Source organism: Flavobacterium polysaccharolyticum (assembly GCF_038739875.1).
In the GTDB taxonomy this organism is placed as follows: Bacteria; Bacteroidota; Bacteroidia; order Flavobacteriales; family Flavobacteriaceae; genus Flavobacterium; species Flavobacterium polysaccharolyticum.
Genome location: NZ_JBCGDP010000002.1, coordinates 244861 through 266191, shown reverse-complemented (window position 1 = coordinate 266191; position 21331 = coordinate 244861). Strand labels below are relative to the sequence as shown.

At 32.2% G+C, this 21331-nt stretch carries 25 protein-coding genes and 1 pseudogene; 1 reads left to right on the top strand and 25 read right to left on the bottom strand.

Annotated features, from left to right (window positions below):
* Nucleotides 1-190: 190 nt before the first annotated feature.
* Nucleotides 191-2287, top strand: coding sequence for an LruC domain-containing protein (locus WFZ86_RS03065; protein WP_342690556.1), 2097 nt, complete (start codon nucleotides 191-193; stop codon nucleotides 2285-2287).
* Nucleotides 2288-2613: 326 nt separating this feature from the next.
* On the opposite strand, the pseudogene WFZ86_RS03060 reads toward WFZ86_RS03065, so the two are convergent.
* The 25 genes and pseudogenes from WFZ86_RS03060 to WFZ86_RS02940 all read right to left on the bottom strand — a co-directional run bounded on the left by WFZ86_RS03060 (nucleotide 2614) and on the right by WFZ86_RS02940 (nucleotide 21326).
* A pseudogene (locus tag WFZ86_RS03060) lies at nucleotides 2614-3461 on the bottom strand (IS1595 family transposase).
* A 213-nt stretch (nucleotides 3462-3674) separates the two neighbouring features.
* Complete coding sequence (locus WFZ86_RS03055) at nucleotides 3675-4241, bottom strand: hypothetical protein (protein WP_342690554.1); 567 nt, start codon at nucleotides 4239-4241, stop codon at nucleotides 3675-3677.
* A gap of 5 nt (nucleotides 4242-4246) precedes the next feature.
* Complete coding sequence (locus tag WFZ86_RS03050) at nucleotides 4247-4693, bottom strand: hypothetical protein (protein WP_342690553.1); 447 nt, start codon at nucleotides 4691-4693, stop codon at nucleotides 4247-4249.
* A 12-nt stretch (nucleotides 4694-4705) separates the two neighbouring features.
* The gene (locus tag WFZ86_RS03045) at nucleotides 4706-5173 is read right to left on the bottom strand and encodes a hypothetical protein (protein WP_342690552.1); all 468 of its coding nucleotides are present in this window, start codon (nucleotides 5171-5173) and stop codon (nucleotides 4706-4708) included.
* A 203-nt stretch (nucleotides 5174-5376) separates the two neighbouring features.
* The gene (locus WFZ86_RS03040; protein WP_342690551.1) at nucleotides 5377-6120 is read right to left on the bottom strand and encodes a hypothetical protein; all 744 of its coding nucleotides are present in this window, start codon (nucleotides 6118-6120) and stop codon (nucleotides 5377-5379) included.
* A 4-nt stretch (nucleotides 6121-6124) separates the two neighbouring features.
* Nucleotides 6125-6700, bottom strand: a complete 576-nt coding sequence (locus tag WFZ86_RS03035; RefSeq protein ID WP_342690550.1) for a hypothetical protein — start codon at nucleotides 6698-6700, stop codon at nucleotides 6125-6127.
* A gap of 27 nt (nucleotides 6701-6727) precedes the next feature.
* Complete coding sequence (locus WFZ86_RS03030) at nucleotides 6728-7501, bottom strand: alpha/beta hydrolase (protein ID WP_342690549.1); 774 nt, start codon at nucleotides 7499-7501, stop codon at nucleotides 6728-6730.
* 18 nt (nucleotides 7502-7519) lie between these two features.
* Nucleotides 7520-8116: a hypothetical protein gene (locus tag WFZ86_RS03025; RefSeq protein ID WP_342690548.1), complete on the bottom strand. Its 597-nt coding sequence runs from the start codon at nucleotides 8114-8116 to the stop codon at nucleotides 7520-7522.
* Between the two features lie 62 nt (nucleotides 8117-8178).
* A complete protein-coding gene (locus tag WFZ86_RS03020) occupies nucleotides 8179-9225 on the bottom strand; it encodes a hypothetical protein (protein WP_342690547.1) in 1047 nt (348 codons plus the stop codon).
* Nucleotides 9226-9389: 164 nt separating this feature from the next.
* A complete protein-coding gene (locus WFZ86_RS03015) occupies nucleotides 9390-10745 on the bottom strand; it encodes a cellulase family glycosylhydrolase (RefSeq protein WP_342690546.1) in 1356 nt (451 codons plus the stop codon).
* Between the two features lie 88 nt (nucleotides 10746-10833).
* Nucleotides 10834-11526 (bottom strand): hypothetical protein, encoded by a 693-nt coding sequence (locus WFZ86_RS03010; protein WP_342690545.1) that lies wholly within the window; start codon nucleotides 11524-11526, stop codon nucleotides 10834-10836.
* Between the two features lie 378 nt (nucleotides 11527-11904).
* The gene (locus tag WFZ86_RS03005; protein ID WP_342690544.1) at nucleotides 11905-12258 is read right to left on the bottom strand and encodes a hypothetical protein; all 354 of its coding nucleotides are present in this window, start codon (nucleotides 12256-12258) and stop codon (nucleotides 11905-11907) included.
* 102 nt (nucleotides 12259-12360) lie between these two features.
* Nucleotides 12361-13101 carry a LytR/AlgR family response regulator transcription factor gene (locus WFZ86_RS03000; protein ID WP_342690543.1) on the bottom strand — a complete coding sequence of 247 codons (741 nt, stop codon included), beginning with the start codon at nucleotides 13099-13101 and terminating at the stop codon, nucleotides 12361-12363.
* Nucleotides 13102-13103: 2 nt separating this feature from the next.
* The gene (locus WFZ86_RS02995; protein ID WP_342690542.1) at nucleotides 13104-16049 is read right to left on the bottom strand and encodes a sensor histidine kinase; all 2946 of its coding nucleotides are present in this window, start codon (nucleotides 16047-16049) and stop codon (nucleotides 13104-13106) included.
* Nucleotides 16050-16523: 474 nt separating this feature from the next.
* On the bottom strand, nucleotides 16524-16853 hold the full coding sequence (locus WFZ86_RS02990; protein ID WP_315172251.1) for a 2Fe-2S iron-sulfur cluster-binding family protein: 330 nt from the start codon (nucleotides 16851-16853) through the stop codon (nucleotides 16524-16526).
* Nucleotides 16853-17290: an RrF2 family transcriptional regulator gene (locus tag WFZ86_RS02985; protein WP_315172249.1), complete on the bottom strand. Its 438-nt coding sequence runs from the start codon at nucleotides 17288-17290 to the stop codon at nucleotides 16853-16855. Before WFZ86_RS02985 ends, WFZ86_RS02990 begins: the two co-directional genes overlap by 1 nt.
* Before the next feature lie 51 nt (nucleotides 17291-17341).
* Nucleotides 17342-17818 (bottom strand): hemerythrin domain-containing protein, encoded by a 477-nt coding sequence (locus WFZ86_RS02980; RefSeq protein ID WP_342690541.1) that lies wholly within the window; start codon nucleotides 17816-17818, stop codon nucleotides 17342-17344.
* Nucleotides 17815-18546 (bottom strand): iron-sulfur cluster repair di-iron protein, encoded by a 732-nt coding sequence (gene ric, locus WFZ86_RS02975; protein ID WP_342690540.1) that lies wholly within the window; start codon nucleotides 18544-18546, stop codon nucleotides 17815-17817. The genes WFZ86_RS02980 and ric overlap by 4 nt, the downstream gene beginning before the upstream one ends.
* 5 nt (nucleotides 18547-18551) lie before the next feature.
* Nucleotides 18552-18929 carry a cupin domain-containing protein gene (locus WFZ86_RS02970; protein WP_342690539.1) on the bottom strand — a complete coding sequence of 126 codons (378 nt, stop codon included), beginning with the start codon at nucleotides 18927-18929 and terminating at the stop codon, nucleotides 18552-18554.
* A 258-nt stretch (nucleotides 18930-19187) separates the two neighbouring features.
* Nucleotides 19188-19415: a hexameric tyrosine-coordinated heme protein gene (locus tag WFZ86_RS02965; RefSeq protein ID WP_315172243.1), complete on the bottom strand. Its 228-nt coding sequence runs from the start codon at nucleotides 19413-19415 to the stop codon at nucleotides 19188-19190.
* 21 nt (nucleotides 19416-19436) lie between these two features.
* The gene (locus WFZ86_RS02960; protein WP_342690538.1) at nucleotides 19437-19877 is read right to left on the bottom strand and encodes a hypothetical protein; all 441 of its coding nucleotides are present in this window, start codon (nucleotides 19875-19877) and stop codon (nucleotides 19437-19439) included.
* 12 nt (nucleotides 19878-19889) lie between these two features.
* Entirely contained in the window at nucleotides 19890-20261 is a 372-nt protein-coding gene (locus WFZ86_RS02955) for a group III truncated hemoglobin (protein WP_342690537.1), read from the bottom strand.
* On the bottom strand, nucleotides 20258-20653 hold the full coding sequence (locus WFZ86_RS02950; RefSeq protein WP_342690536.1) for a group III truncated hemoglobin: 396 nt from the start codon (nucleotides 20651-20653) through the stop codon (nucleotides 20258-20260). The genes WFZ86_RS02955 and WFZ86_RS02950 overlap by 4 nt, the downstream gene beginning before the upstream one ends.
* Before the next feature lie 10 nt (nucleotides 20654-20663).
* Nucleotides 20664-21065, bottom strand: a complete 402-nt coding sequence (locus WFZ86_RS02945) for a cytochrome C (RefSeq protein WP_342690535.1) — start codon at nucleotides 21063-21065, stop codon at nucleotides 20664-20666.
* 6 nt (nucleotides 21066-21071) lie between these two features.
* Nucleotides 21072-21326, bottom strand: coding sequence for a hypothetical protein (locus WFZ86_RS02940; RefSeq protein WP_315172231.1), 255 nt, complete (start codon nucleotides 21324-21326; stop codon nucleotides 21072-21074).
* Between the last annotated feature and the right edge of the window lie 5 nt (nucleotides 21327-21331).

Sequence of the window (21331 nt, the reverse complement as noted above, 5' to 3'; positions counted from 1 at the left end):
GTTCCAAAAAATGGAAAAAAAATCTAATTTATGGAGATCAATAAATCTTCGTATGGGTTAAAAAACGCCTAATTATCAGCGTTTTAGAAGGATATTTTTTTTGGTGTTTTTTTTGAATCGTAAAACATCAAAATAAAGCACATTGCGATATAAAGATAAAACTCAACCTAAACATTCTAAATTATAGGATATGAAAAAGTTAAACCCCTTCATTAAAAAGACACAAAAGAATAGTAATCCATTAGTAATGATATTGTTATTCATAATATTGATTTTGCTCAACTCTTGTAGTAAAGATCCAGAAGATTTTGCTCCAGATTCTCCTACGGATCCAGGACAAGTTACAATTGACAATTTAAAAGCTTCTTCAACATTTAGCTGGAAAAATACGCAGGATACCAAAGTAACCATTCGAGCAAAGGACAATCAAGGGAATGCAGTTCCTGATGTTAAAGTTAGTGTTTGGACGAATTTTGAAGAAGAAAATGGTAAAGAAATTATCAACGGTATAACGAATCAGCAAGGTGAATTTGTAGTTGATTATACTTTCGAAGCTGATATGAAAGAAGTTGTTTTAAAAACCAATTTTGTTGGATTCGTATCAGAAACAAAAGTGCCAATAGAAAACGGTTCTGTAAATTTTACTTTTGGAGGTACAAGAAATACACAAAAAAGTCAAAAATCTAGTGAGAAACCCTTTTATGCAAAGCTTGAATCCGCCATTAAGAGTAAAATGAGCGCTAGTGTAAAAATTAACTATATCGGGACTTATAACAATAATGGGGTGCCAAATTATTTATTAGCCAAACCTGATGTAATAAGCAAAGATTTCCTAACGGATGTAAACAATGCGTTACCAGAAAATATGCCTGTTCCTAGCTATCATCCAGAATACCTTTTAGGGAATAGCCAGCACAATTTAGTGATTTTAGATAAAGCAGAAGTATGGATTACTTTTGTGTCTGAAGGTGCAGGTTATAAAAATGTATTGGCATACTATACTTATGATCGAGATTTTCCGCCTAAAACCCCAGCTGACGTAAAAGAATGTTTTGTGGTTTTTCCAAATGCCTCATTTGCTGGTTCGGGAGGAGGCTTGTATTCTGGAGACAAAGTATCTCTTGGTGTTTTTGAAAAAAATACTGTAATTGGTTGGATGCTAATGCGTAATGGATGGAGTGATACTACTAAAAAATCAACAGAAGGTTTAGGGTTATTATACTCTAACTTAGAGTTAAATCCAGAGGCAGATATTAAACATCGTCAACATACGGTTATGCTGTATGATGATAAAAGAAGCTTATTCTTACTTGGGTTTGAAGATTTAATTCGTCCAGGCGGAGACAATGATTTTAATGATGCTGTTTTCTATGCTACTGCTAATCCAATTAAAAATGTTGAAATATTTGATGTTCAAAAAATAAACCCTGCACGAATAGATACCGATAAAGATGGCATAATCGATAGCTCAGATGATTATCCCAATGATCCGAAACTAGCTTTTAATAATTATTACCCAAGTAGTAGCACTCCTGGAACACTAGCGTTTGAAGATTTGTGGCCATCAAAAGGAGATTATGATTTTAATGATTTAGTGGTTGATTACAATTTTAATAGAATTACAAACGCTCAAAATAAAATAGTTAGCTTGAAAGGAAAATTTACAGTAAAAGCTATTGGGGCAAGTTATCAAAATGGTTTTGGTTTCTCAATTCCTGGTGTTACTCCCTCGCAAATTGCATCCGTAACTGGAACAAAATATACAGAAGGCTATATAAAAACAAATAGTAATGGAACAGAAGCAGGTCAAAAAAATGCAACCATAATTGTTTTCGACAATGCTTGGAAACACGGAACGGGTAATACTAACCCCAGCCAACCATATGTTGCCTCAGAGCCTATTGAAGTCACCATAGATTTAGTCAACCCAATTGATGTTAGTGCCTTCGGAATGGCACCTTTCAACCCATTTATTATTGTAAATAAAGAAAGAGGTAAAGAGATTCATTTAGCAAATTACCCGCCAACAGATTTGGCAGACAAAGCCTATTTCGGAACTTCTTTTGACAACACTCAGTCATCAATAGGGAAATATTACAAAACAAAAGACAACTTACCTTGGGCTATAGATTTTCCAAATAGTTTTGACTATCCAATTGAAAAAGCAAAAATCGATGCCAGTCACTTGAAATTTATAAATTGGGTTTTAAGTAATGGCGTAGAATACAAAAATTGGTACAGAAACGAATCTGGACATAGAAACAGTTCTAATATTTTTAACAAATGATAAAGATTTGATGCAACACTTCATTTTATTCAAGTAAACAAAAAACTCCTTAAGCAATTAAGGGGCTTTTTGTATGCTATAGCTTGTTCCGATGCGACCGGAATGCTCTGAACCATTTTACTTAGGGTCTGCTGAAAAATCCAAAATTATTGAATTTATTAGTGTTTAGAAGTTTTTTTACAATAGCAAGTGCAAGGAAATTCTAAAAAATACTTCAAAAACATTGCTCTTGTTTTTCTGGTTAAAAATAAAACACCTAAAATCCGAGGTAATTAAGTTGATTTAGATCAGAATCCTTATACCTAATTTTGATGTGCGACTAATCGTTAGAATATATTATCAAAAATAGAATCTATGTAAATAGACCTATTGAATCGATAAAAATATTCATCTAAATATTTTGGAGATGTTCCTTTTTGACATGTGATTGAATCGTTCTTATTGCAGTTTTTACCTGATGAATGATTGCGTGCATCTCTTTAATGTTCTTAGGAGGAACACTCTTTTCTTGAGTAATTTTATAGGTCTTTGCTATTATTTTGTAAGCTGTCCATTGGTCTGTTTTAACATTTGTATCTTTACTTATATGCTCTTCAAACAATAGTTTTATCGACTTTACAGAATAATCATCAATAATATTTGCATAACCTCTTTTTATCTTTCCATCAGCTGTCAACTCAAGAACACAAGTAATTTTTGATTTTTTGCTATTGTAACTTCTACCTTGTTTTCCTATTTCTTTTCCACCAACTACAAATTCATCAACTTGTACTTTTTCTGTCATAGGATACAATTTTGAGGATTTCATCGCAAGTCTTACTTTTTGTATAAACAACCAAGAAGTCTTTTTATTTATTCCATAGCGTTTTCCAGTTTGGATTGAGGATGTTGATTTGGTTGTACAAGTCATTTCAAAGGCAATACAAAATGCTTTTTGAATTCCAAATTTAACTCCATGAAAAAGAGTTTCAGCAGTTGCAGTCTCTTTATCGCTACATTTGGCACACTCTCTTTTATTGTGTTTTTCCAAATAAAGATACTTCGTATTGTCGCAACGTTTGTATCTATAGTTGTCTTTTCACTTCTCATTGGCTATAAATCCTGGGCAACTTTGGTCGTCTAGGAACGTCTTTATGAACTCTAAAATATTCTCCTCCTCAAATATCTTTTCCATATCCTCAATATTTAGTATAAATACAGGTGTTTTTTTATGTAAATAAGTCTATTGATTTTTATAAAAACCACTAATAGTTATTAGCATGATTACGGTTAGATTTTTTATCTTAATTATTATGTCTTGATTTATGTTGGAATTTTTGTTTGTACAGGAATATTTTAGAGTAAAAAACACTATAGGAATAGAAGTGAAAATTATTTATTCATGATATTATTCTGTTTTTAATAATTTCCATAAAACGGCTGAGCTTCCATCGTTTGGGATGTATTTGGCAAATCGCCCGTCTTTTTTACCCATACAATCGCCTTTGGCGGAGTTGCTTTTGATTATATATGCTTTTTTAGCTTCATTATACTCTATTACAAAACTATCTTTGGGATATTCTTTTGTTTTTCCTATTCTTGGATTGTTATATTTATTGACAATGGCATTGGTTTCGTCTGCAAATAAATAAATCGAGAAAGTTCCATTTGGTTTTTTTGTTTTTGTATTCAAATTTTCTCTAATCACCCATTTTTGTATCGCAGAATTATCCAATTTAGCAAGATTTAAATCGGTTAATGATCCATATTGTCTTTGATAAGGTTCCAATGCTAAATTTTCGCTTGTATTCAGTAAAAAATAAGTGCCATTGATCATTTTACCTTCGGCATATTTTGATTCTTTTTTCTCTGCTTTTTTCTCGGTTTTGGTAGAATCTACTGTTGTTTTTTGGGTTTGACAACTCAATAACTGAAAAGTAAATAGCACTAATAATAGTGTTTTTGATGTTCTCATACCTATTAAAATTTAGTAATATCATTGGTCTCAAATGTGCCTGAAATATTTTTATATACAAAAGACCCAGAAGCATTGTTGGCCACTTGTCCCGAAAATATTCCTTTTACAGTTGTCCCATCGTAAGAAGTAATAGTCATAGTATTTAGCGATGCCTTGCGTACCCATTGCACACCATTAATTTGAATAGTAATTGCTAGTCCTGTAATTGGAGTTCCAACAGCAAATAGCTTTGCAGAACCATCGCCAATTCTTGTTTTGCCATCATTATTGGCAATATCTCCTATTTTGGTTTCATTGTCAAGAATTGCTGTGGAAATGCCGTCTTCAATTCTGGTTGTGACCCCATCTACTGTGTAGGTGATATTGCCACCTTTTGTTGCCGTTTTGTCATCCTCTTTTGAACAAGAAAATTGAATCGAAATAAGTAGTAATAAGATTATTTTTTTCATAGTATTTTAAATTTAATTCATAAAACTTCCAGATATTTTTCCGGATGATTGTTCAGCTACTTTTGATTTTTTTTTATTGATTTCATATAGTTCTCCTGCAAAAGTTCCTGTAATTTTTTTACCCGAAACTTTCAAGTTTATCGTTCCTCTAATCTGATACGCTTTTTGATTAATTTGTAAAACACCCGCTTTCTTGTTGTCATCAATAGCATAGGTTCCTGTTTTTTTGCTCGGAGCTATTAAACTTATAAATACATCGGGGGTTGTATCTAGTGTGAGGTGTGACGAAATTAGTAAGCCTCTTTTAGCATCTTCTACAAATGAGGCTACTTCATTCATCGTTTTACCATTCATCGTAAATGAAATTTTGCCAGGTGCTTTTTGCAGTTCTTTCAACATTTCGTCCACTTTTGGATCTCCGGTTTGGGCATAAGAAAAGTAGGAAAACAGGATTGCGAATAATAGGATTGATTTTTTCATTTTTTTAAATATAAGGTTGTGAGAAGTAAGTTCTAAAGTCATCATGTTTTAAAGTTTTGTCGATTTTGAGTTACACCCATTTGGTGAAGTAAAAACACTGACTAACCTTACATTTTTTTTACGACTTTACAAATTTTAAGGTGTTTGACTTGCGACTTTTGGGTTTGCTTTAGCTTATTTGACAACAACTGCTGTTGTTTTCTTTACAATTTAGTTTTCGTCCCTACTATCTCAAACGGGAAATCTATTTTTGTTTGTTCTGTTCCACCATTATTGAGAACTGACCAAGTGCTTCCAATTTGCTGAATTGCATTAAATTTTGCATTTAGGGTTGCATTATTTGTTTCATTGTTTGGAAAATAAATAAAGTTATCATTGTTTTTGCTCTTCCATGCAATCCAATAAGTTCCAGGCATTAAAACAAGGTCGGTTGCACTTGTCGTAATTTTAAACACTTTTCTAGTAGTTTCTGATGAGTTTTTTACAATTCGGTATATTTTCGCTTCTTCGCCAGAAACATATTTGTTTATTGTAAAATCGCCATAAATGGGTGTAGCACCAGCAATCGATGGATTGGTGTCATACAACGAGTATTTAATCTCATTGATTGGATTACTTGTACCCGTATAACCCGTTTGATAGGCATAGAAAATAAATTTATTAATAGTCCATTTTTCTCCAGTAGGAACAGTAAAATCATCTGCTAATTTTGAGTCTCCAGTAGCATTAAATCCTATGTTAGTTGCTCCCGAAGGAAGCTCACTCCATGAATAACCTGCTTGGGCAACTGCTCCACTTGTAGAAGTTGTTCCAGTAATTAAACTGCCATTAGAATATTTTAATTCAGTAGTTGTAGGTTCTGTTTTTGTTTCTTCATTGTCTTTGCTGCATGATACAGCAACTAGAGAAACGGTTAAGAATGCGAGGATTGTTTTTATTTTTTTCATTTTTTTAATGGATTAATTCAAATTTTATAGAACTTATTTGGTCGTTGAATGTGATTGTAAATGTGCCATTTGCATTTTTGCGCCAGCTTTCGGGTTTTTGTATTGTTGCAGCTGTATAGGCAGGGTCTTCTTCTAAGATCGCTAAATCTGGGAATTTTCCCGTGTGTTCTGCTACAGAATTTAGGATAGATAAATATTCGCCTTGAAAATTATCGTCTTTAAAAAAATAAAAATATATGTTCCCTTTTTTTGGAACTAAAATACTCGATACCTTATCATTCCATTGAAAACCCAATTCTTTCAAAGTATAGCTTTTCTTGATGCCTATATGTAGTACTTTCTTTTCTCCTTTATAATTGGCATCCGAAAATAACCAGACTTCATCGCCATTATAATTAAATTTTACATCTTCGGGTAACCTCTCTGGTTTAACACCTCCTGTAACCCCTGTATTTCCGACTAATACAGGTTTATTGTTTTTAATGGGGATTACATTTGGCTTTTGATCATTCACCGGGTTCTGTTGAGCCAAAGCCGCTGTGGCTAGCATCAATAGTAAAAAAAGTGTTATTGTTTTCATTTGTAATTGTTTTTAAATATTAATTCATCACGGCAGCCACTGCTTAACTTTAGTAACCATAAAGTTTTTATTACCACTCGAGTCGCCACAATGTCCTGAAGAATTATAAATAAGACATTCGCTAAGTGTTTTCACATTCGTATTGGGATTGTTTTGCAAACCATTTTTAAATTCATTAGCATCGGCAACGCCCATCGTGTTATCAATCTTGTTAGACATCCAAGCCACAGGAAACAGCACCGCCGAGCCTTTCCAAGAATCACCGCCTGCACATTGCAGCAAAGCCCCTTTTATTCCCGAAAATGGAGCGATATAAGTAAACTGCCCTGGTAAGATTAACGCCATAACCATATTGCCTCCTCGTGATTGTCCGCCTATGATGGTTTTATTAAAAGGAAGTCCGTAATCATTATCTGCTTTGGTAATAACTGCCATCATATCTGCTCTAAATAGCGCACCTTGTTCCTCCCATGTTATTCCTGCACCATCCAATGATCTGTAAGTAGTGGTAATAGCCACAAAACCTTCTTTTGCCAATGCTGTGCATTGATCGTTGAGCAAACCGTCATTTTCAGTACCTCCGTCTCCCACTGCCAATACCACCAGTCCTTTTGCTGTGGAAGATGAAAGGTCTTCTTGATAAAAAACTTTGTACTTAAAATTGAAAGTTGGTTCTGTAATTATCTTGCTGATGATGCTTGAATTTGTTGTAGTAGTGGAATTGTCATCATCGCTGCTACAAGAACTTATTCCAATGGTGATAACCAATGCCAACGAAATGTTTTTTAAAACTGTTTTCATTATTTTTAATTTGAGTTTTTAAAACTGATAAACCGCCCCTACTTTTGCACCATACCATATATCACTTCCCGATGGAGAAATAGGAATGTTAATATTTACAGAAGTTTCCATAGTAATTTTATCTGAAACCGGAATACGATAACCGCCTTCTATGGTACCATACGTTAAATTAGCAGTTGCTTTTTGAGTTCCAAAGGGACCTAAATCAATTTTATAAGAACTCATATTATAATTAATTCCTGCTCCTGCAAAAAACTGTTTGTAATAATACCTTCCGAAAGCACCTATTTCAAAATTTGAAACATTGCTTCTAAATATTGTTCCCGTTTTTATTCCTAACAATATTTCGTTAGTAATTTTATAACCTGCAAATGCCGAAACTCCAAAGTTGGTACTGTTAGCACCACTTTGACTGCTAAAATCTCCTTGTATGTTACCACCTACTTGTAATTTGTTGATATCAAAACCTGTATGCGATTTTTTGCTTACTGGAGTGGTTTTGGTTACTGGTTTTGTCAAGTTAAAATTGTTTTTTTTCTTACTTGTTTGAGCATTCCCGCTTAGGAGACAGAAGAAAGAAAAAAGAAGAAATATTTTTTGTATTACTGTTTTCATTGTTTTTTGTTTATCAGTTTTTATTATAGATTATTTGCCGAGAGTTTTTTAATTATTTACTGTTAATTACTGTATGTATTAACTACCATATCTACAAATGATGAATATTCTAATACATCAGGAACTATGTTTACTGTCGTGCTGTTTTTCCAATATTTAGCAGCTTTGTAGAACGTTACACCATTCTCATCACCAGCAACATATACATCATTATTTGATACTGCTATAGAATTTGCAAAAACATTGCTTTTTCCATCACTTAAATTTGTTGCGATACCATTCTTCCAGTATTTGGCAACTATATATCCTGCCGCATTGTACTCATATCCTGCTACGTATATATCATTACCCGATACAAATACAGATTTAGCATAAGCGTTTTGTATTCCATTGCTTAAACTTGTTGCTACACCATTTTTCCAATATTTGGCGACATCCCTACTACCATTGCCCTCGTAGCCTGCTACATAGACATCATTGCCAATTACAATTATACTTTTAGCATAAGCGTCTCTTTTTCCATCGCTTAAGTTTGTTGCAATGCCATTTTTCCAATATTTGGCGATATCCCTACTACCATTTCTCTCTTTGCCTGCAACATAAACATCATTTCCAACTATAAATATGCTTTCAGCAACTGCAGTATTTTTTCCATCTGTTAAATTTGTCGCCACACCATTTTTCCAATATTTTGCGACATAGGCAATGCCATTATCCTCGTAGCCTGCTACATAAACATCGTTGCCAGATACAGCTATGGAATAGGCATAAGCATCTTGTGTTATATCACTTAAAATTGTTATAGTGCTGTTTTTTGAATATTTAGCAATGTATTTTCCAGGTGCAATGTTTTCATTTGCAGTTATATATACGTCATTTTTGGATACAAATATTGAGCTAGCAATACCAAAGGTTTCTTTATAGTTGGATGGTATAGGTGCTCCGTTTTTATATACTACAGGGCCATTTGGTTCGTTACTCAATAAATAAATATCGGTAATGGTTGATGTTGGTGCCGAATCTGAATCATCGTTTTTACTACATGATAATATGGTCATAGTGAATAAAAATAGGATTGAAAGAGTGTTGATCTTTTTTAGTTTCTTCATGATTTTTGTTTTAATTGCTAAGCAAAGATGATATAACACTTAAGAATTTTAATCTGTAAATGAGCAAACAGAAAGATTGAGTTAGTAAACAGTTATAAAACAAAAAAAACTCTCAATTTTTACATCAAAAGTTTTCTTTACTAGTTGTTTTCGGAGTGGTAAGTCTATTCAATAATTATTTTTTTGTTGATTATGCTTCCATTTTCAAGTTCTATTTTTAGTAAATAAACCCCTCTTTGTTTTATAATGTACTGTCCTTCTGAGACAAAATTTAAAGCAGTTTGTTTTCCTAGCACGTTAAAAGCAGCAATTTTAGTTATTTTTTGAGGTGTCTTTATATGAAAGATATTGTGCGATGGATTAGGATAAATGTTTATATCTAAACTGTTTATAGCAAAATCTGAATTCGATAATAGATTCGTAGCGCCACATCCATTTATAGCTTTTAGTCCATAATCTACATTGTTTACAATATCATTTCCAAAAGTGGTTAGATTATTTATATTGCTTGTGGTACTCATAACTCTGAAAGTGCTGTTATTGTGTGTAGCACTATATTGTGTGCAATCGTGATTGAAAGTCCATGCTAGCCAGCCAATATTTCTGCTACACGCTTCGGTTAGAATTTGTGGATATAATGTATATAAGCCTAAATCGCCGCAGCTAGCATCGTCTTGATTGTTTGCAATTTCTCCTAAGACGAAACATACATTGGCATTTTGTGCTTCGTTCAGTTTTGTTTGTACTTGAGCAAGAGTCGAGGCATAACCACCCCAATACGCATGTGATGAAAAAATAAGATTATGTTGAGGATCATTAGTATTCATATTGGCAGCTATTGATAAAAGTTCTGTTGATGATTGTCCGCAATCAGGTGCATCAATCATAATGGGTACAGTAACGCCTGCATTTCGTAAAGTAGTAATGGCTGCATTATAATTAGCTTTAAAATTATTTAATGCGGTTGCTTGATTTCCTGTCCATCTCACATAATCAAATTCATTGGCTAGATTGATGATTATTTTAGCTTTATTGTTCTCTATCAGGCTTAAAACAGCTGGACTGGTCCAAAAATTCATGACAGTGGAGTTGAAATAATTCCAATCCGCATTACAAGTAATATAATTATCGTCGTGAATGCTTAGTATAGGAATCATTCCTTTGGTAATACAATAAGCAATTATGTTGTTTAGATGACCACCCGTTACATAGCTATTTACAGTACCTATTGCCCCTCCATTTGCAGGTTGATCTCTCCAGCTTTTTCCGCTGGTATACCACGGAATCCTAATTGCATTTGCTCCTGTTTGTGCTACTTGATCGATGTAGGCTTGGTATTGTACTGGGTTGTTTAAGGAGATACTTCCTTCGTTGATAATGGGATAATTGACACCCCGTAAAACAACCGTTTGTCCTGTAGTTAAGGTTAAATTCCTCCCCACTACTTTTAATGTAGTTTGTGAAAAGGAATATAGATGTAGAAGAATTACAGCTAGTATTGTTGTTTTTTTTATTGTCATTTGATTCTATTTTTTTATTCAAATTGTACCTTTTTTCATTTTCAAGATGCAATGATTTTGACTTTTTGATAACTATGTAAAAAAAAAATTATTCTTTGGTTTGTTGTTGAATAAACGTATCAAAATCGGGCAAGTTTTTGTCTTCATAAATTTCTATAAACTGCTTGAACTGCATATAACCATATACATAAGGATTCGAAGAGGCTTCTTCATAATTTTTACTAAAATACTCTTCGATGGTAGAACCTTCAGGAACAGGATTAGGTAATTGGGCAAATATTTTTTTGGCAGCTTCATAACATTGCTTCAGCTCTTTGTTTCGATGGTACTTTTTCCACCATAAAATGGCAACAGTATTAGCAAAATATTCTCCTTGATAGGAACCATTAGTTTCTCCTTTTAAGACAAATTCGAAGGCATGACCCAATTCGTGAGGTAAATAGAAGCCATTAAAAAACAATCCGAAAATTCTTTTACCCTCCGCTTCGTTTCCTGCAATTTTATAAAAAAATTGTTTTTGTTCTGGAATGACTTGTTCCCAAAGCGGAATGTTGGCGGTATCTTTATAAAAATAAATCAAATAAGGTGTGGTATGCAATACTGTTTTTATATCAAATTTTATTTTTGGAACTCTTTTTTGGATGTCTTTAGTAAATGATTGGGTTATCATTTGAGCCTCTTTTACGAGAGCAATAGAATCAGGAAAAGTGGTGAACCATTTTTTTTGCGCCATTCCAATTTGAACGGATAACAAAAATGAAAGTAAAACTATTTTTTTCATATCTTAAATTTATAATTAGTAGTATTCAAACCCATTTTGGGTGTAATTGAATAAAATCTATTTTTATTTTTTGACATTATTTTACTTGATGAAGAAGTTATAAACATTTCAAAATTAAGGTAATCATTGTTTTACGATGACAACCATAAAATTTTGTTACCGCTCTCCTTTCCACAATGTCCATTTGAATTATAGATTAAGTACTTGTTTTGTGTTTTTATTGATAAATTTGCATTGTTTTGTTATCCATTCTTGAAATCTGGTTACACCTGTTTTCCTCTGCCTGCGGCGGTGTCTCCTGGGATTAGAATATAGCGAAACTCAACAGATGTCGAAATTGAAACACCACCAGTCCTATCGTGCTTAAATCGAAATAATCTAATATTCTTTAATTCTGGAAAAAGTCAATCTGTTAGCACTTCCTCCTGCATAGGAAGCATAAGGCAAAGGAAAAACTGTTGTAGAGAATTTCCCGTATACTAAAACCGTTCCTTTGTCTAAAATTTCTTGATTTAGTTGAGTGGCGACAATTAATGCAGTAGTACCATTTGTACCATCAATCGCTATTGGTGTCGATGCTGAAGCACTAGCCCAGTTGCTATAAATGACATTAGCAGTTCCTATTGCGCCGTCTTCGGGCTTACTACAAGAAACAAGAGTAAATGAACTGGTAAAAAGAGTAAGTATAATTATGATTACAATAGATTTGGTAAAATTGAAATTTGTCTTCATATCTTTTAAAGATTATTGATACTTCAAAGGTATTCAGCCTATTTACTTTTCTATTTTAGAAATATGTGAACTGCGGGTTTGAATTAGTGAATGGAGATATTTTTACACTCTTGTAAATAAATCCAAAAAATCTTGTTTTTTGGTTCGGCTTAATGGAATGTTTTTTCCATCCAGCATGATGAGTTCTCCTCCATCTCCACGAATATATTGTTTGATAAATTTTAAATTTACAATGTGTGACTTATGGGATCTAAAAAATAAAGTGTTGTCTTGTAAAACATCTTCAAAAGTGGCAAGTGTTTTACTAGCCAAATGTTTCGATTTATCTTGCATAACAATCATAGTATAATTACTACTGGCTTCTAGATACATGATGTTGTCAATCTTTACAAACAATAAACCTTCTTGGGTAGAAAGAGCTATTGTGTCTTGTAATTTTCCATTAGTAAACAAATGCAAATTTTGAACTTGTTCGGTTGTAATGGCAATTTCTTTATTTTTAAATTTATCTAAGGCAATAGCAATTTCTTCTTCATCAATTGGTTTTAATAGATAATCTAACGCATTCAATCGAAGTGCTTTTAAAGCATATTGGTCGTAGGCGGTGGTAAAAATGACTTTAAAAGGTACTGGATAAAATTGTGTAATTACATCAAACCCATTCATTTTTGGCATTTCAATGTCCAGAAAAACCAAGTCAGGTTTGTGCTCTTCTATAAGCGCTTTGGCTTTTGTACTGTCTTGAGTAGTAGCCACGACCATTACATTTTTATTTTGTTTTAATAGATGTTCTAATGTAATAATGCAATGTTTTTCGTCATCTATAATTATTGTTTTTATCATTTTTAACTAGATATATTTAGTAATACTTGTGTTCCTTTGGGTTGGCTTGTTTCATCATACAAATCGATAATGGTAACTGAATTACTTGGGTTGAGAATTTTTAATCTATCAATGGTAATCTCTAGTCCATAAGATATGTGTGTGGTTTGGCTTTTCTTTAACAGTGCCGATGCCTTTCTGCCAATACCATCATCGGTAATACTGATTTTTAAACTTTCATTTTCATCACTGTTGATTTGAATAATAATATGACCTTTACTGTTTTTATTTTGGATGCCATGCCAAATTGCATTTTCTACAAATGGTTGAATGATTAATGGAGGAATTTGAACTGTTTCTCGATCAATTTCGTCAGAACATTGTATAGAGTAAGTGAATTTGTGTTCTAAGCGAACGGCTTCTAGTTGCAAGTACCAATCTAAGGTTTTGATTTCTTTCTCTAACTGAATGGTACGATATTTAGAATTGTCCAAAATACTTCGCATGAGTTTGGAAAAAGTACTTAAATATTTACTGGCTTCGTTCGATTTGTTTTGGATAATATAACTATTGATAGAATTTAAAGAGTTGAACATAAAATGGGGATTCATTTGGGAACGTAAGGTTTGCATTTCCGCTTCTTTAATGTTGCTTTTTAGTATTCCTTTTATTTTTTCTTGATTAATAAAATAACGACTTATAAAATATACCATTGCAAAAAGTAGTACTATAACAATTCCAAAGAACCAATAGGTTTTGTAAAAGGGGGGAGTTATTGTTAAAGCTATTTGTAATGTTTTAGATTGCCAATTGTCTAGATTATCTCCAGCAGCAACGGTTATATTATATTTCCCAGGTGATAATTTAACCAAAGATAGTTTAGGATTAGTTCCTAGATAATTCCATGTTTCATCTGTGTTAAATTTGTATCGGTAAATAATTTTTTCTTTTTCGGAAAAAGACAAAGCTGAGAAATAAAGGTCTAATTCTGTAAAATCATAATTTAGTTCAATGTTATTGTTTTTATGAGGCAAAATTTTGCCATCCTTTTTTACAACTGTAATTTTTAATTTATTAATTAGTTGTGTTTTAAGAATGTCTTCTAGATCAATAATTTGACAACCGAAGTTTGTTCCTAAAGCAATTTTGTTATCCGAAAGTTTACAAAATCCATAAATAAGCTCATTCGTTGCTAGTCCATCAATCTGAGAAATTCTGACGACTCTGTCCGTTTTAAAATTATAATGATTCAATCCTTCGGCACTTGTAAACCAAATATTTCCATTACGATCTTCTGCTATTCCTTCAATATGATCATTGGTTACATTATGTTTTTCTGTATTAAGGGAAAATATGATTTTGCCATTTGGATTGACTAAATTCCATCCACCGTATCCTGAAAAGAGAAGATTGCCGTTATGAGTAAAAGCGATTTTATTATAATAATCGGTTATAAATAAAGATTCGTTTTTAAAATATTTTAATTGGCTAATCTCTACAAAACGACTTTTTCGGTTGTCAAAATAGGATATTCCATAATCCTTAGGCATCCAACTTGCTAACCAGATAGTTCCATTTTTTGCTAAAGATATATCGTTAAATTTATTTTCTTTCCAGTATTTGGAAGGATTTAATATGAAATTTTCTTTGGGTAAAGTAGTTGCCAAGTCGTAAACTTTTACAGCACCTTTATTTGGCAAAATCCATAATTGATTTTTATTATCTACTATTGCCTTTTTTACGCCTGTATCTATTTTTATTAGTGGTTGTAGATTGTTTTTTTTTAGTATGTAAACACCTTTATTGGAAGATACTATGATGTTTTTTTCTTGAATAAATAATTCAGAAAACTGCAAGGATTTGTCTGGATAGCTATACGTTTTCCAACTATTTTTCCCGTATGAATAAATTATATTAGTTGTGTTACACATCAAAAGCTGTGCATTGTCATCTTGTACTATTGAGGTTACCGTTTTGTTGTTTTTAAAAAATGCCTTTAAAGTAATAATGCTTTTGTCTTCCCGCATTAGTTTAATAAGCCCGTGGTTAGTAGCTACCCAAATAATTTTAGTTTCGGCATCATAATAAACATGATTGATTTTGTTCTCTGTTTCAAAAACAAGTTTAGAGTTTGTTTTTGTTGTGAAAAAATAAAGTTGATGTTCGTTGTATAATAATGTATTCCCTACTTCGTCTTCAAAACTGCTAGCTATCGAGAATTGTCCTTTTGTTGAAGAAATAGCTATTTTTTTATATCTATTTTGAAGTAAATCATATAAAAAAAGGCCTCCATTTTTGTTTGTATATATTAAATTTTGCTTGTCTTGCGATAATTTTGCAGAAATAATGTGCTCTTTTTTTAGGAATAGATTAGGATGGTGCTTTAAATGGTTATTCTTTCTGTTCCAGATATACATTCCTTTTCGAGTGGCAATCCATATTTCGTTACTATTAGGTTCTATAAAAATATTCTTTGCATCAGTTTCGGATATGTTCGTGTCAAATGAAAAAGAAATCATTTTTTTTGCATTAGGAGAATAATATTTTATGTTATTATAATCAGTACACCAAACCAATCCTTTTTGATCAATATAAATATTATCATAGTGATCATTATAAGGAGATGAATCTTCAAAATTTACTTTTACCAATTCCTTAGGAATGTCAAAAATATTTTCAATATAAACTAGGCCTAAATTGTGATCATAATAGTATAATTTGTTTTTGCTTATTGCTAAGGAGTTGATTTCAGAATTGATTTCAGAGTTTTTGATAAATTGATAACCGTCATATTGACATAGACCTCGTTGCGTGGCAATATATAAATAACCCTCTTTTTTGATAGTGCTATGCACAAAATCGGAAGGTAAGCCTTGGTTGAATTTAATTGTTTCAGCACGATACAACGGTTGTGTAAAACCGCTATTCGGAAGAACAATTAGGATAAAACCAATGATAAAGTATCGCACTTGTCATAAAATTAGAATGTAAATTTATATCTTTTTTGATGGATTGTAAATTTTAAATAAGTGAATTGCAGGTTTGAATGCGTAAACGGTAAGAATGCGATGCGACCACAGATTAAACAATATGTTTATCCGCAACTAATGCTATCTCGATTATAAGGTGATAGTTATAATCTTCTCCGATAGGCTATTCCAAAACATCTTCTGCTAAATTTATAGATGAACTAGCCAAGATCGTTTTATATCTATTGTTGCTATGGGTTAGCTAACTTGGCTATCGCAAAAAGTTAAGAAATAATCTTGTTTCATACCCTATGAAAGAAGTCTGTAAAATTTATTACAAAACGTTTAAAGAAAAAGCAATCCAATTGACTTAAGAATTGAATACCAGCGAAACCATCGCTGACAACAATGTTTTTTTTATTTATGATAAAAGCGTTCAATTCGATATGAATTAAGCCCAATTACAAGCCTTGTTTATATGGCTTCTGTGATTTCTAAATGAAGACCCTGAATTTCTTCGTTTATGAGTAACTGACATGAAAGGCGTAGATTGTCTCTTTCATTTTTGAATTTTGATAGGGTGTTTAATTCGTTTCTGTAGTAATCACTTTTTGAATACGATTTATTTATTGCAAGAATCATACAAGTGCCACATTTTCCTTCGCCTTTGCATTCGCCAAAATCATCTAAAACTAATCGGTCGGCAAGCAATTGCATCAAATTTCGATACTCATTTTTATATGTGATTATGTTGTGTACCTCGTTGTTGAAAAAAACTTTAATATGGATTTTGTTTTCAATCATTATCTTCCTGCTAACAAAAACGGGTCTCCATTTTCTAGATTATGTGCTAGTATTCTAATGGTTGTTTTTTCAAAAGTACTTAACATTGCATCTCTCAAAATTTTATAATCATTATGAAAAGGACACGGATTTGTCTCGGAACATTTTTTTAATCCCAGTCCACATGATTTGAATATTTGTAGTCCATCAATAGCGTTTACAATATTGAGAATTGGTGCATCAAGCTGATGTTCCTCAATAAAAAAACCGCCGTGTGGCCCTTTTAAAGAAGTAATAATACTGTGCTTATTTAAAATTTGTAATGTTTTTGCCGTAAAAGCTTCTGGAGCGTCTATCTCTTTTGCAATTATTTTGACATTCATTTTTAGATTCTCATCTGCTCTTGAAGCCAAAAAAACTGCTGCTCTTATTGCATACTGGCAGGATTTTGATATCATTTTTTTTAAGATTAGTTTATCCGAATATGCAAAAATACTATTTTAAATTATTTATGCTTCCCAAAAATTATCTGTCCACAAGGTATCTATTTCATTTTGATTATGAAATGCCTTTTGTTCTGATGTATAAACGGTATCGAGGTCAATAGATTTTTGCAAATGCGGAAAAAATTCTCGCTCTTCAAAACGAATGTGCGCTTCTAGCAGATCTGCAAACGCTTCTAAAGTTGCATTATAGATTTTATTGTTTTCAATTTCAAATAAATACTGTCGTAATTCTAAATGTTGGTTTTCGACTTTTATTCTAAAAATATCATTTGGCGAAAGCAAATTCAGCAAGAATTTTTCTTCTTCATCAAAATGAGGTAACAGTTCTTTTTCTGCAAATAGATTGATGTACCCAGCAATTCTGTGAGGTTCAATGCTTTTTTTTAAACCTTGTCTTATTTTCCAAACCAACAGTAACCCATAATGATGGTCTTTAGAATATTCTATAATAAACGGATGACGTTTCAATGGCTTGTTCATAATATTAGTTTTTTACGTTTTTCTAAATCAATCGCTTTTGGAAACAAAATATTGTTTTCTAAATGGATGTGCAAATGCAAATCTTTTTCGAATTCTTCGAGTAATTTAAATGCAACTTTATACGTATTACAACCGTCTGCTGGCGGTGTATAATCGTTACTCAAGGCTCTAATTTGTCTAAAACGTTCGCCTTCGTCAGTGTGATCTTTCATCATTACTCCAATTGGATTTTCGAAACTTCCAAAAGGTGGTTCACTTATTTCCGCACTTTCTTTATGACTAATAACCATTTTTCTGACTTGTGGAAAAAGCATTAATTCCTCTTTTTTCATATGTAAAGCCAACTCTGATGCTGTGCTTTCAAAAAGTTCTAGAATATCGTGTAATTCTTTATGGCGGTTGCCGTGTGCCGAAATGATTTTTTTGAGATACCCTTTCAGAATTGGAATTTGAGTTTCAACATATTTGTGGTGTTTTTGTTCAATATATTGGGCTAAAAAATCAATAGGCCAAGTATCGTAATCTAGATTCTTATTGCTTTCATCAAGCAAAATAGCATCTAAATCTAGTACTACATTATCCGCATTCAAATCACTTTCTATACAGGCTTCTTGGATAGTTCTATTACCATTGCAACAAAAATCGATCTTGTGTTTTTGAAAAACGGAAGCCATTCTGTAATCGTCAGCAACCAACTGACCAATGTTGTCCTCTTTTGTGATTTTCATAATTTTTAATTTTTAGCTTCTATAACATCATTAACATGTTCCACTTTATCTTGCATTGAAAGCGTTAAACGAATGATAGAATTTTCTTTAGCGTTCAAGTCGTGAGGTACATTTCCCTCTAATGCTATAATGGCACCACTTTTTAACAAATGTGCAGTTCCGTTAACACCCAATTCTATTTTTCCTTCCAAAACGTGGATAATAATTGGAAATGGCGTTTTGTGTTCTTTCATAATTTGTCCTTCTTTCAATAGAATTCGTATTTCTTTTGAAAATAAAGTTTCTATGATGACTTTGGTTTTAATTCGATTATCGTCAAATTCTAACTCTTTATTGAACGATGCAATATTTATGGGTTTGCTATTTTCTGTTGTATTTGGCATAATTTCTTTTTTTTACATTTTTCTGCAATAATTGCAATTGCGTTAATTCCGTTTAAAAAGGGGTCACATTGTTGGAATGAATTTTCTTTCTTTTTTTTAAAATATTGTACAAGACATTTAATAAAACGAAAAAGCTTTCGATTTCATTAATAAAAATGGTGTGTTCATTTTTACTTTTAAAAAACTTGTCCTTATTCAAATTATGATTTGTATTAAGAGACTGAGTGGTCAAAATTCTCATAAGGACAAGCGATTTTGTTATTTCCAATAGTTATTGGCGGCAGCAATTGTTTGAAAATTTACTGCAATAACGTGTGATGCGGCTGTTAATGCTGATGGATCGCTAGCATATTCAGGACGAAGTTTTTTTAGTACTTCGGGATCGGGTTGCGTATAACGAACTCCTTTTCTTGAGAGCGTTATTGCCAATTCAAAACCTTGTTGAGGTGTTTCTGTAATCAATGATTTTAACCAAATGTCTTCCATAATTTCAAGTTGTTTAATAGATTAATAAATTATTTTTATTAGCAAAATGCCTGTGGCTATTAATAATGTGAGTTTTATAAACTCTAAAAAAATGTAGTATAAATGTAGGTTTGAAGGAACAACGGATTTACCGTTTATATAATCATCTGCACGGCTGTCTAATTTTGGGAGTAGCCATAAAGTTTGTAATAGGACTATTAGAATTTGTCCCAAAAAAAACGAAATACAAGCTGAATTAATTGAAGATTTTTCTATAAAAAAGCAAATTGAGATCAGTGTAATTAATATCCATTCTACTTTGTTGAGTGTGCCAAAAACAATTTTTCCAATCCCGAGACCTATTGGTATTGTAACATTTGGTGCTTTAAATTTGAGCCAAGCTTCCATAAAACTAATTCCAATTATTAGTCCACTCCAAATGAAAGAAAAGGCGATGCTGAGAATTAGGCTAAATGGTATCATAACTCGTTATTTTTAGAAAGGAATTCCTTTTACGTTTCGTATTAATCTGCTGATATTATCGGCTGTTTCTTTGGCATCATTGGCAACTTTGCCTTCAAAATAGTCATCTACCGTTTCTTGAAATAGATAAATCCATTGCTCAAAATGCTCGTTTGAAAGAGGCAAGGGCAAATGTTTTGACATTGGATCTGACTTGTATGTTCTTGTATAAAGCAACATTGTACTCCAAAACCGGCACATCGTTTCTAGATGTTCGCTCCAATCGCCAGTGATTATTTCATTGAAGATGGGGGCCAACAATTCGTCTTTTCGTACTTTGGTATAAAAACTATGAATGAGTGTTTTGATGTCTTCATCGGTTTTTATGTCGGTTTTTACTTTCATAGTATAGATTTGGTTTGATTCTCAACATTTGAACCAATTTTTTTTAAAAAAACTTCTGCCATAATTGACGCTCTCCATTTAGCATTTTCGGCATATTCGCCAAAAAAATTAGCATCGCAAGTTTCATTAAAAAGCTGTAACCATCTATTTATCAGCTCTTGTCTTATCGGTAATGTTGAATGTTTTAAAAAAGGATTTCCAGTATATCCTCTAATTCCGAACAATGCTGCATTCCAAAAGAGATACATTTTGTCTAAATGTGGTTGCCAATCAGTTGAAATTATTTTGAAAAAAATAGGAGCCAATAAATCATCTTCTCTAATTTTTTTATAGAAACCATCAACTAGAATTTTTATATCATCTATATTCTGAATATCTTTTTTGAAAGTCATAATTTGAATACTAAAGTGAGAAGTTTGTAATTAGATAATAGAGTGCCCAACCCACAAACGACATAATGAAAACCCATAACCAAGTTGGCACAGATTGTGGTGTTTCGATGCCTTCGATATTGAATTTAGTCTGATTTCCTTTTCCGTAGGCATTTATCATCAAGGAAATAATTCCATCTACTTTTTCGTGATCTTTCAAACCTTCGACTGCGATTGCTGGACCATTTCTAACTTCAAACGGAATTTTACGAATACCTTCTTTTCCAGAAATATCTTTACTTACGATGGTTAAAATATGTTCTCCATCAACTATTTTTTTGGTGTCTAATTCAAAATTTACAGGCGCAGAAAATGATGCAATAGGTTGTTTCTCATCGTCTAAAAAAATCATTATTTTATTTTTATCTTCCATAATTCCTTAATTTAGAAAAGCATTTTTGATATGTTCTTTGTTCATTTCATTTGGTTTTATCAATCGAGAAACTGTTATGTACCCACAGTATAAAACAATAATTGCCGTACAACCAATAATCAAGTAGTCCCAATTGCTATCTGGACCTGCACCGTGAGTAATCCCTCTAAAAATTTTAGGTTGTGCTTTTTCACACGTTGGACAAGCGATGCTCATAGATGAGATTAAAAAAAGTACAACTGTTATAAATAAATTTTTCATAATTA

What these genes read in the sequence shown, in the direction of transcription:
- WFZ86_RS03065 (WP_342690556.1), top strand. Translation starts at nt 191, where the DNA reads ATGAAAAAGTTAAACCCCTTCATTAAAAAGACACAAAAGAATAGTAAT.
- WFZ86_RS03030 (WP_342690549.1), bottom strand. Translation starts at nt 7,501, where the DNA reads ATGAAAACAGTTTTAAAAAACATTTCGTTGGCATTGGTTATCACCATT.
- ric (WP_342690540.1), bottom strand. Translation starts at nt 18,546, where the DNA reads ATGAAAATCACAAAAGAGGACAACATTGGTCAGTTGGTTGCTGACGAT.
- WFZ86_RS02945 (WP_342690535.1), bottom strand. Translation starts at nt 21,065, where the DNA reads ATGGAAGATAAAAATAAAATAATGATTTTTTTAGACGATGAGAAACAA.
- WFZ86_RS03045 (WP_342690552.1), bottom strand. Translation starts at nt 5,173, where the DNA reads ATGAAAAAATCAATCCTATTATTCGCAATCCTGTTTTCCTACTTTTCT.
- WFZ86_RS02940 (WP_315172231.1), bottom strand. Translation starts at nt 21,326, where the DNA reads ATGAAAAATTTATTTATAACAGTTGTACTTTTTTTAATCTCATCTATG.
- WFZ86_RS02985 (WP_315172249.1), bottom strand. Translation starts at nt 17,290, where the DNA reads ATGATATCAAAATCCTGCCAGTATGCAATAAGAGCAGCAGTTTTTTTG.
- WFZ86_RS03035 (WP_342690550.1), bottom strand. Translation starts at nt 6,700, where the DNA reads ATGAAAACAATAACACTTTTTTTACTATTGATGCTAGCCACAGCGGCT.
- WFZ86_RS02965 (WP_315172243.1), bottom strand. Translation starts at nt 19,415, where the DNA reads ATGGAAGACATTTGGTTAAAATCATTGATTACAGAAACACCTCAACAA.
- WFZ86_RS03040 (WP_342690551.1), bottom strand. Translation starts at nt 6,120, where the DNA reads ATGAAAAAAATAAAAACAATCCTCGCATTCTTAACCGTTTCTCTAGTT.
- WFZ86_RS03025 (WP_342690548.1), bottom strand. Translation starts at nt 8,116, where the DNA reads ATGAAAACAGTAATACAAAAAATATTTCTTCTTTTTTCTTTCTTCTGT.
- WFZ86_RS02980 (WP_342690541.1), bottom strand. Translation starts at nt 17,818, where the DNA reads ATGAACAAGCCATTGAAACGTCATCCGTTTATTATAGAATATTCTAAA.
- WFZ86_RS02990 (WP_315172251.1), bottom strand. Translation starts at nt 16,853, where the DNA reads ATGATTGAAAACAAAATCCATATTAAAGTTTTTTTCAACAACGAGGTA.
- WFZ86_RS03020 (WP_342690547.1), bottom strand. Translation starts at nt 9,225, where the DNA reads ATGAAGAAACTAAAAAAGATCAACACTCTTTCAATCCTATTTTTATTC.
- WFZ86_RS03055 (WP_342690554.1), bottom strand. Translation starts at nt 4,241, where the DNA reads ATGAGAACATCAAAAACACTATTATTAGTGCTATTTACTTTTCAGTTA.
- WFZ86_RS03050 (WP_342690553.1), bottom strand. Translation starts at nt 4,693, where the DNA reads ATGAAAAAAATAATCTTATTACTACTTATTTCGATTCAATTTTCTTGT.
- WFZ86_RS02950 (WP_342690536.1), bottom strand. Translation starts at nt 20,653, where the DNA reads ATGACTTTCAAAAAAGATATTCAGAATATAGATGATATAAAAATTCTA.
- WFZ86_RS03005 (WP_342690544.1), bottom strand. Translation starts at nt 12,258, where the DNA reads ATGAAGACAAATTTCAATTTTACCAAATCTATTGTAATCATAATTATA.
- WFZ86_RS02960 (WP_342690538.1), bottom strand. Translation starts at nt 19,877, where the DNA reads ATGATACCATTTAGCCTAATTCTCAGCATCGCCTTTTCTTTCATTTGG.
- WFZ86_RS02970 (WP_342690539.1), bottom strand. Translation starts at nt 18,929, where the DNA reads ATGCCAAATACAACAGAAAATAGCAAACCCATAAATATTGCATCGTTC.
- WFZ86_RS03010 (WP_342690545.1), bottom strand. Translation starts at nt 11,526, where the DNA reads ATGAAAAAAATAGTTTTACTTTCATTTTTGTTATCCGTTCAAATTGGA.
- WFZ86_RS02955 (WP_342690537.1), bottom strand. Translation starts at nt 20,261, where the DNA reads ATGAAAGTAAAAACCGACATAAAAACCGATGAAGACATCAAAACACTC.
- WFZ86_RS03000 (WP_342690543.1), bottom strand. Translation starts at nt 13,101, where the DNA reads ATGATAAAAACAATAATTATAGATGACGAAAAACATTGCATTATTACA.
- WFZ86_RS03015 (WP_342690546.1), bottom strand. Translation starts at nt 10,745, where the DNA reads ATGACAATAAAAAAAACAACAATACTAGCTGTAATTCTTCTACATCTA.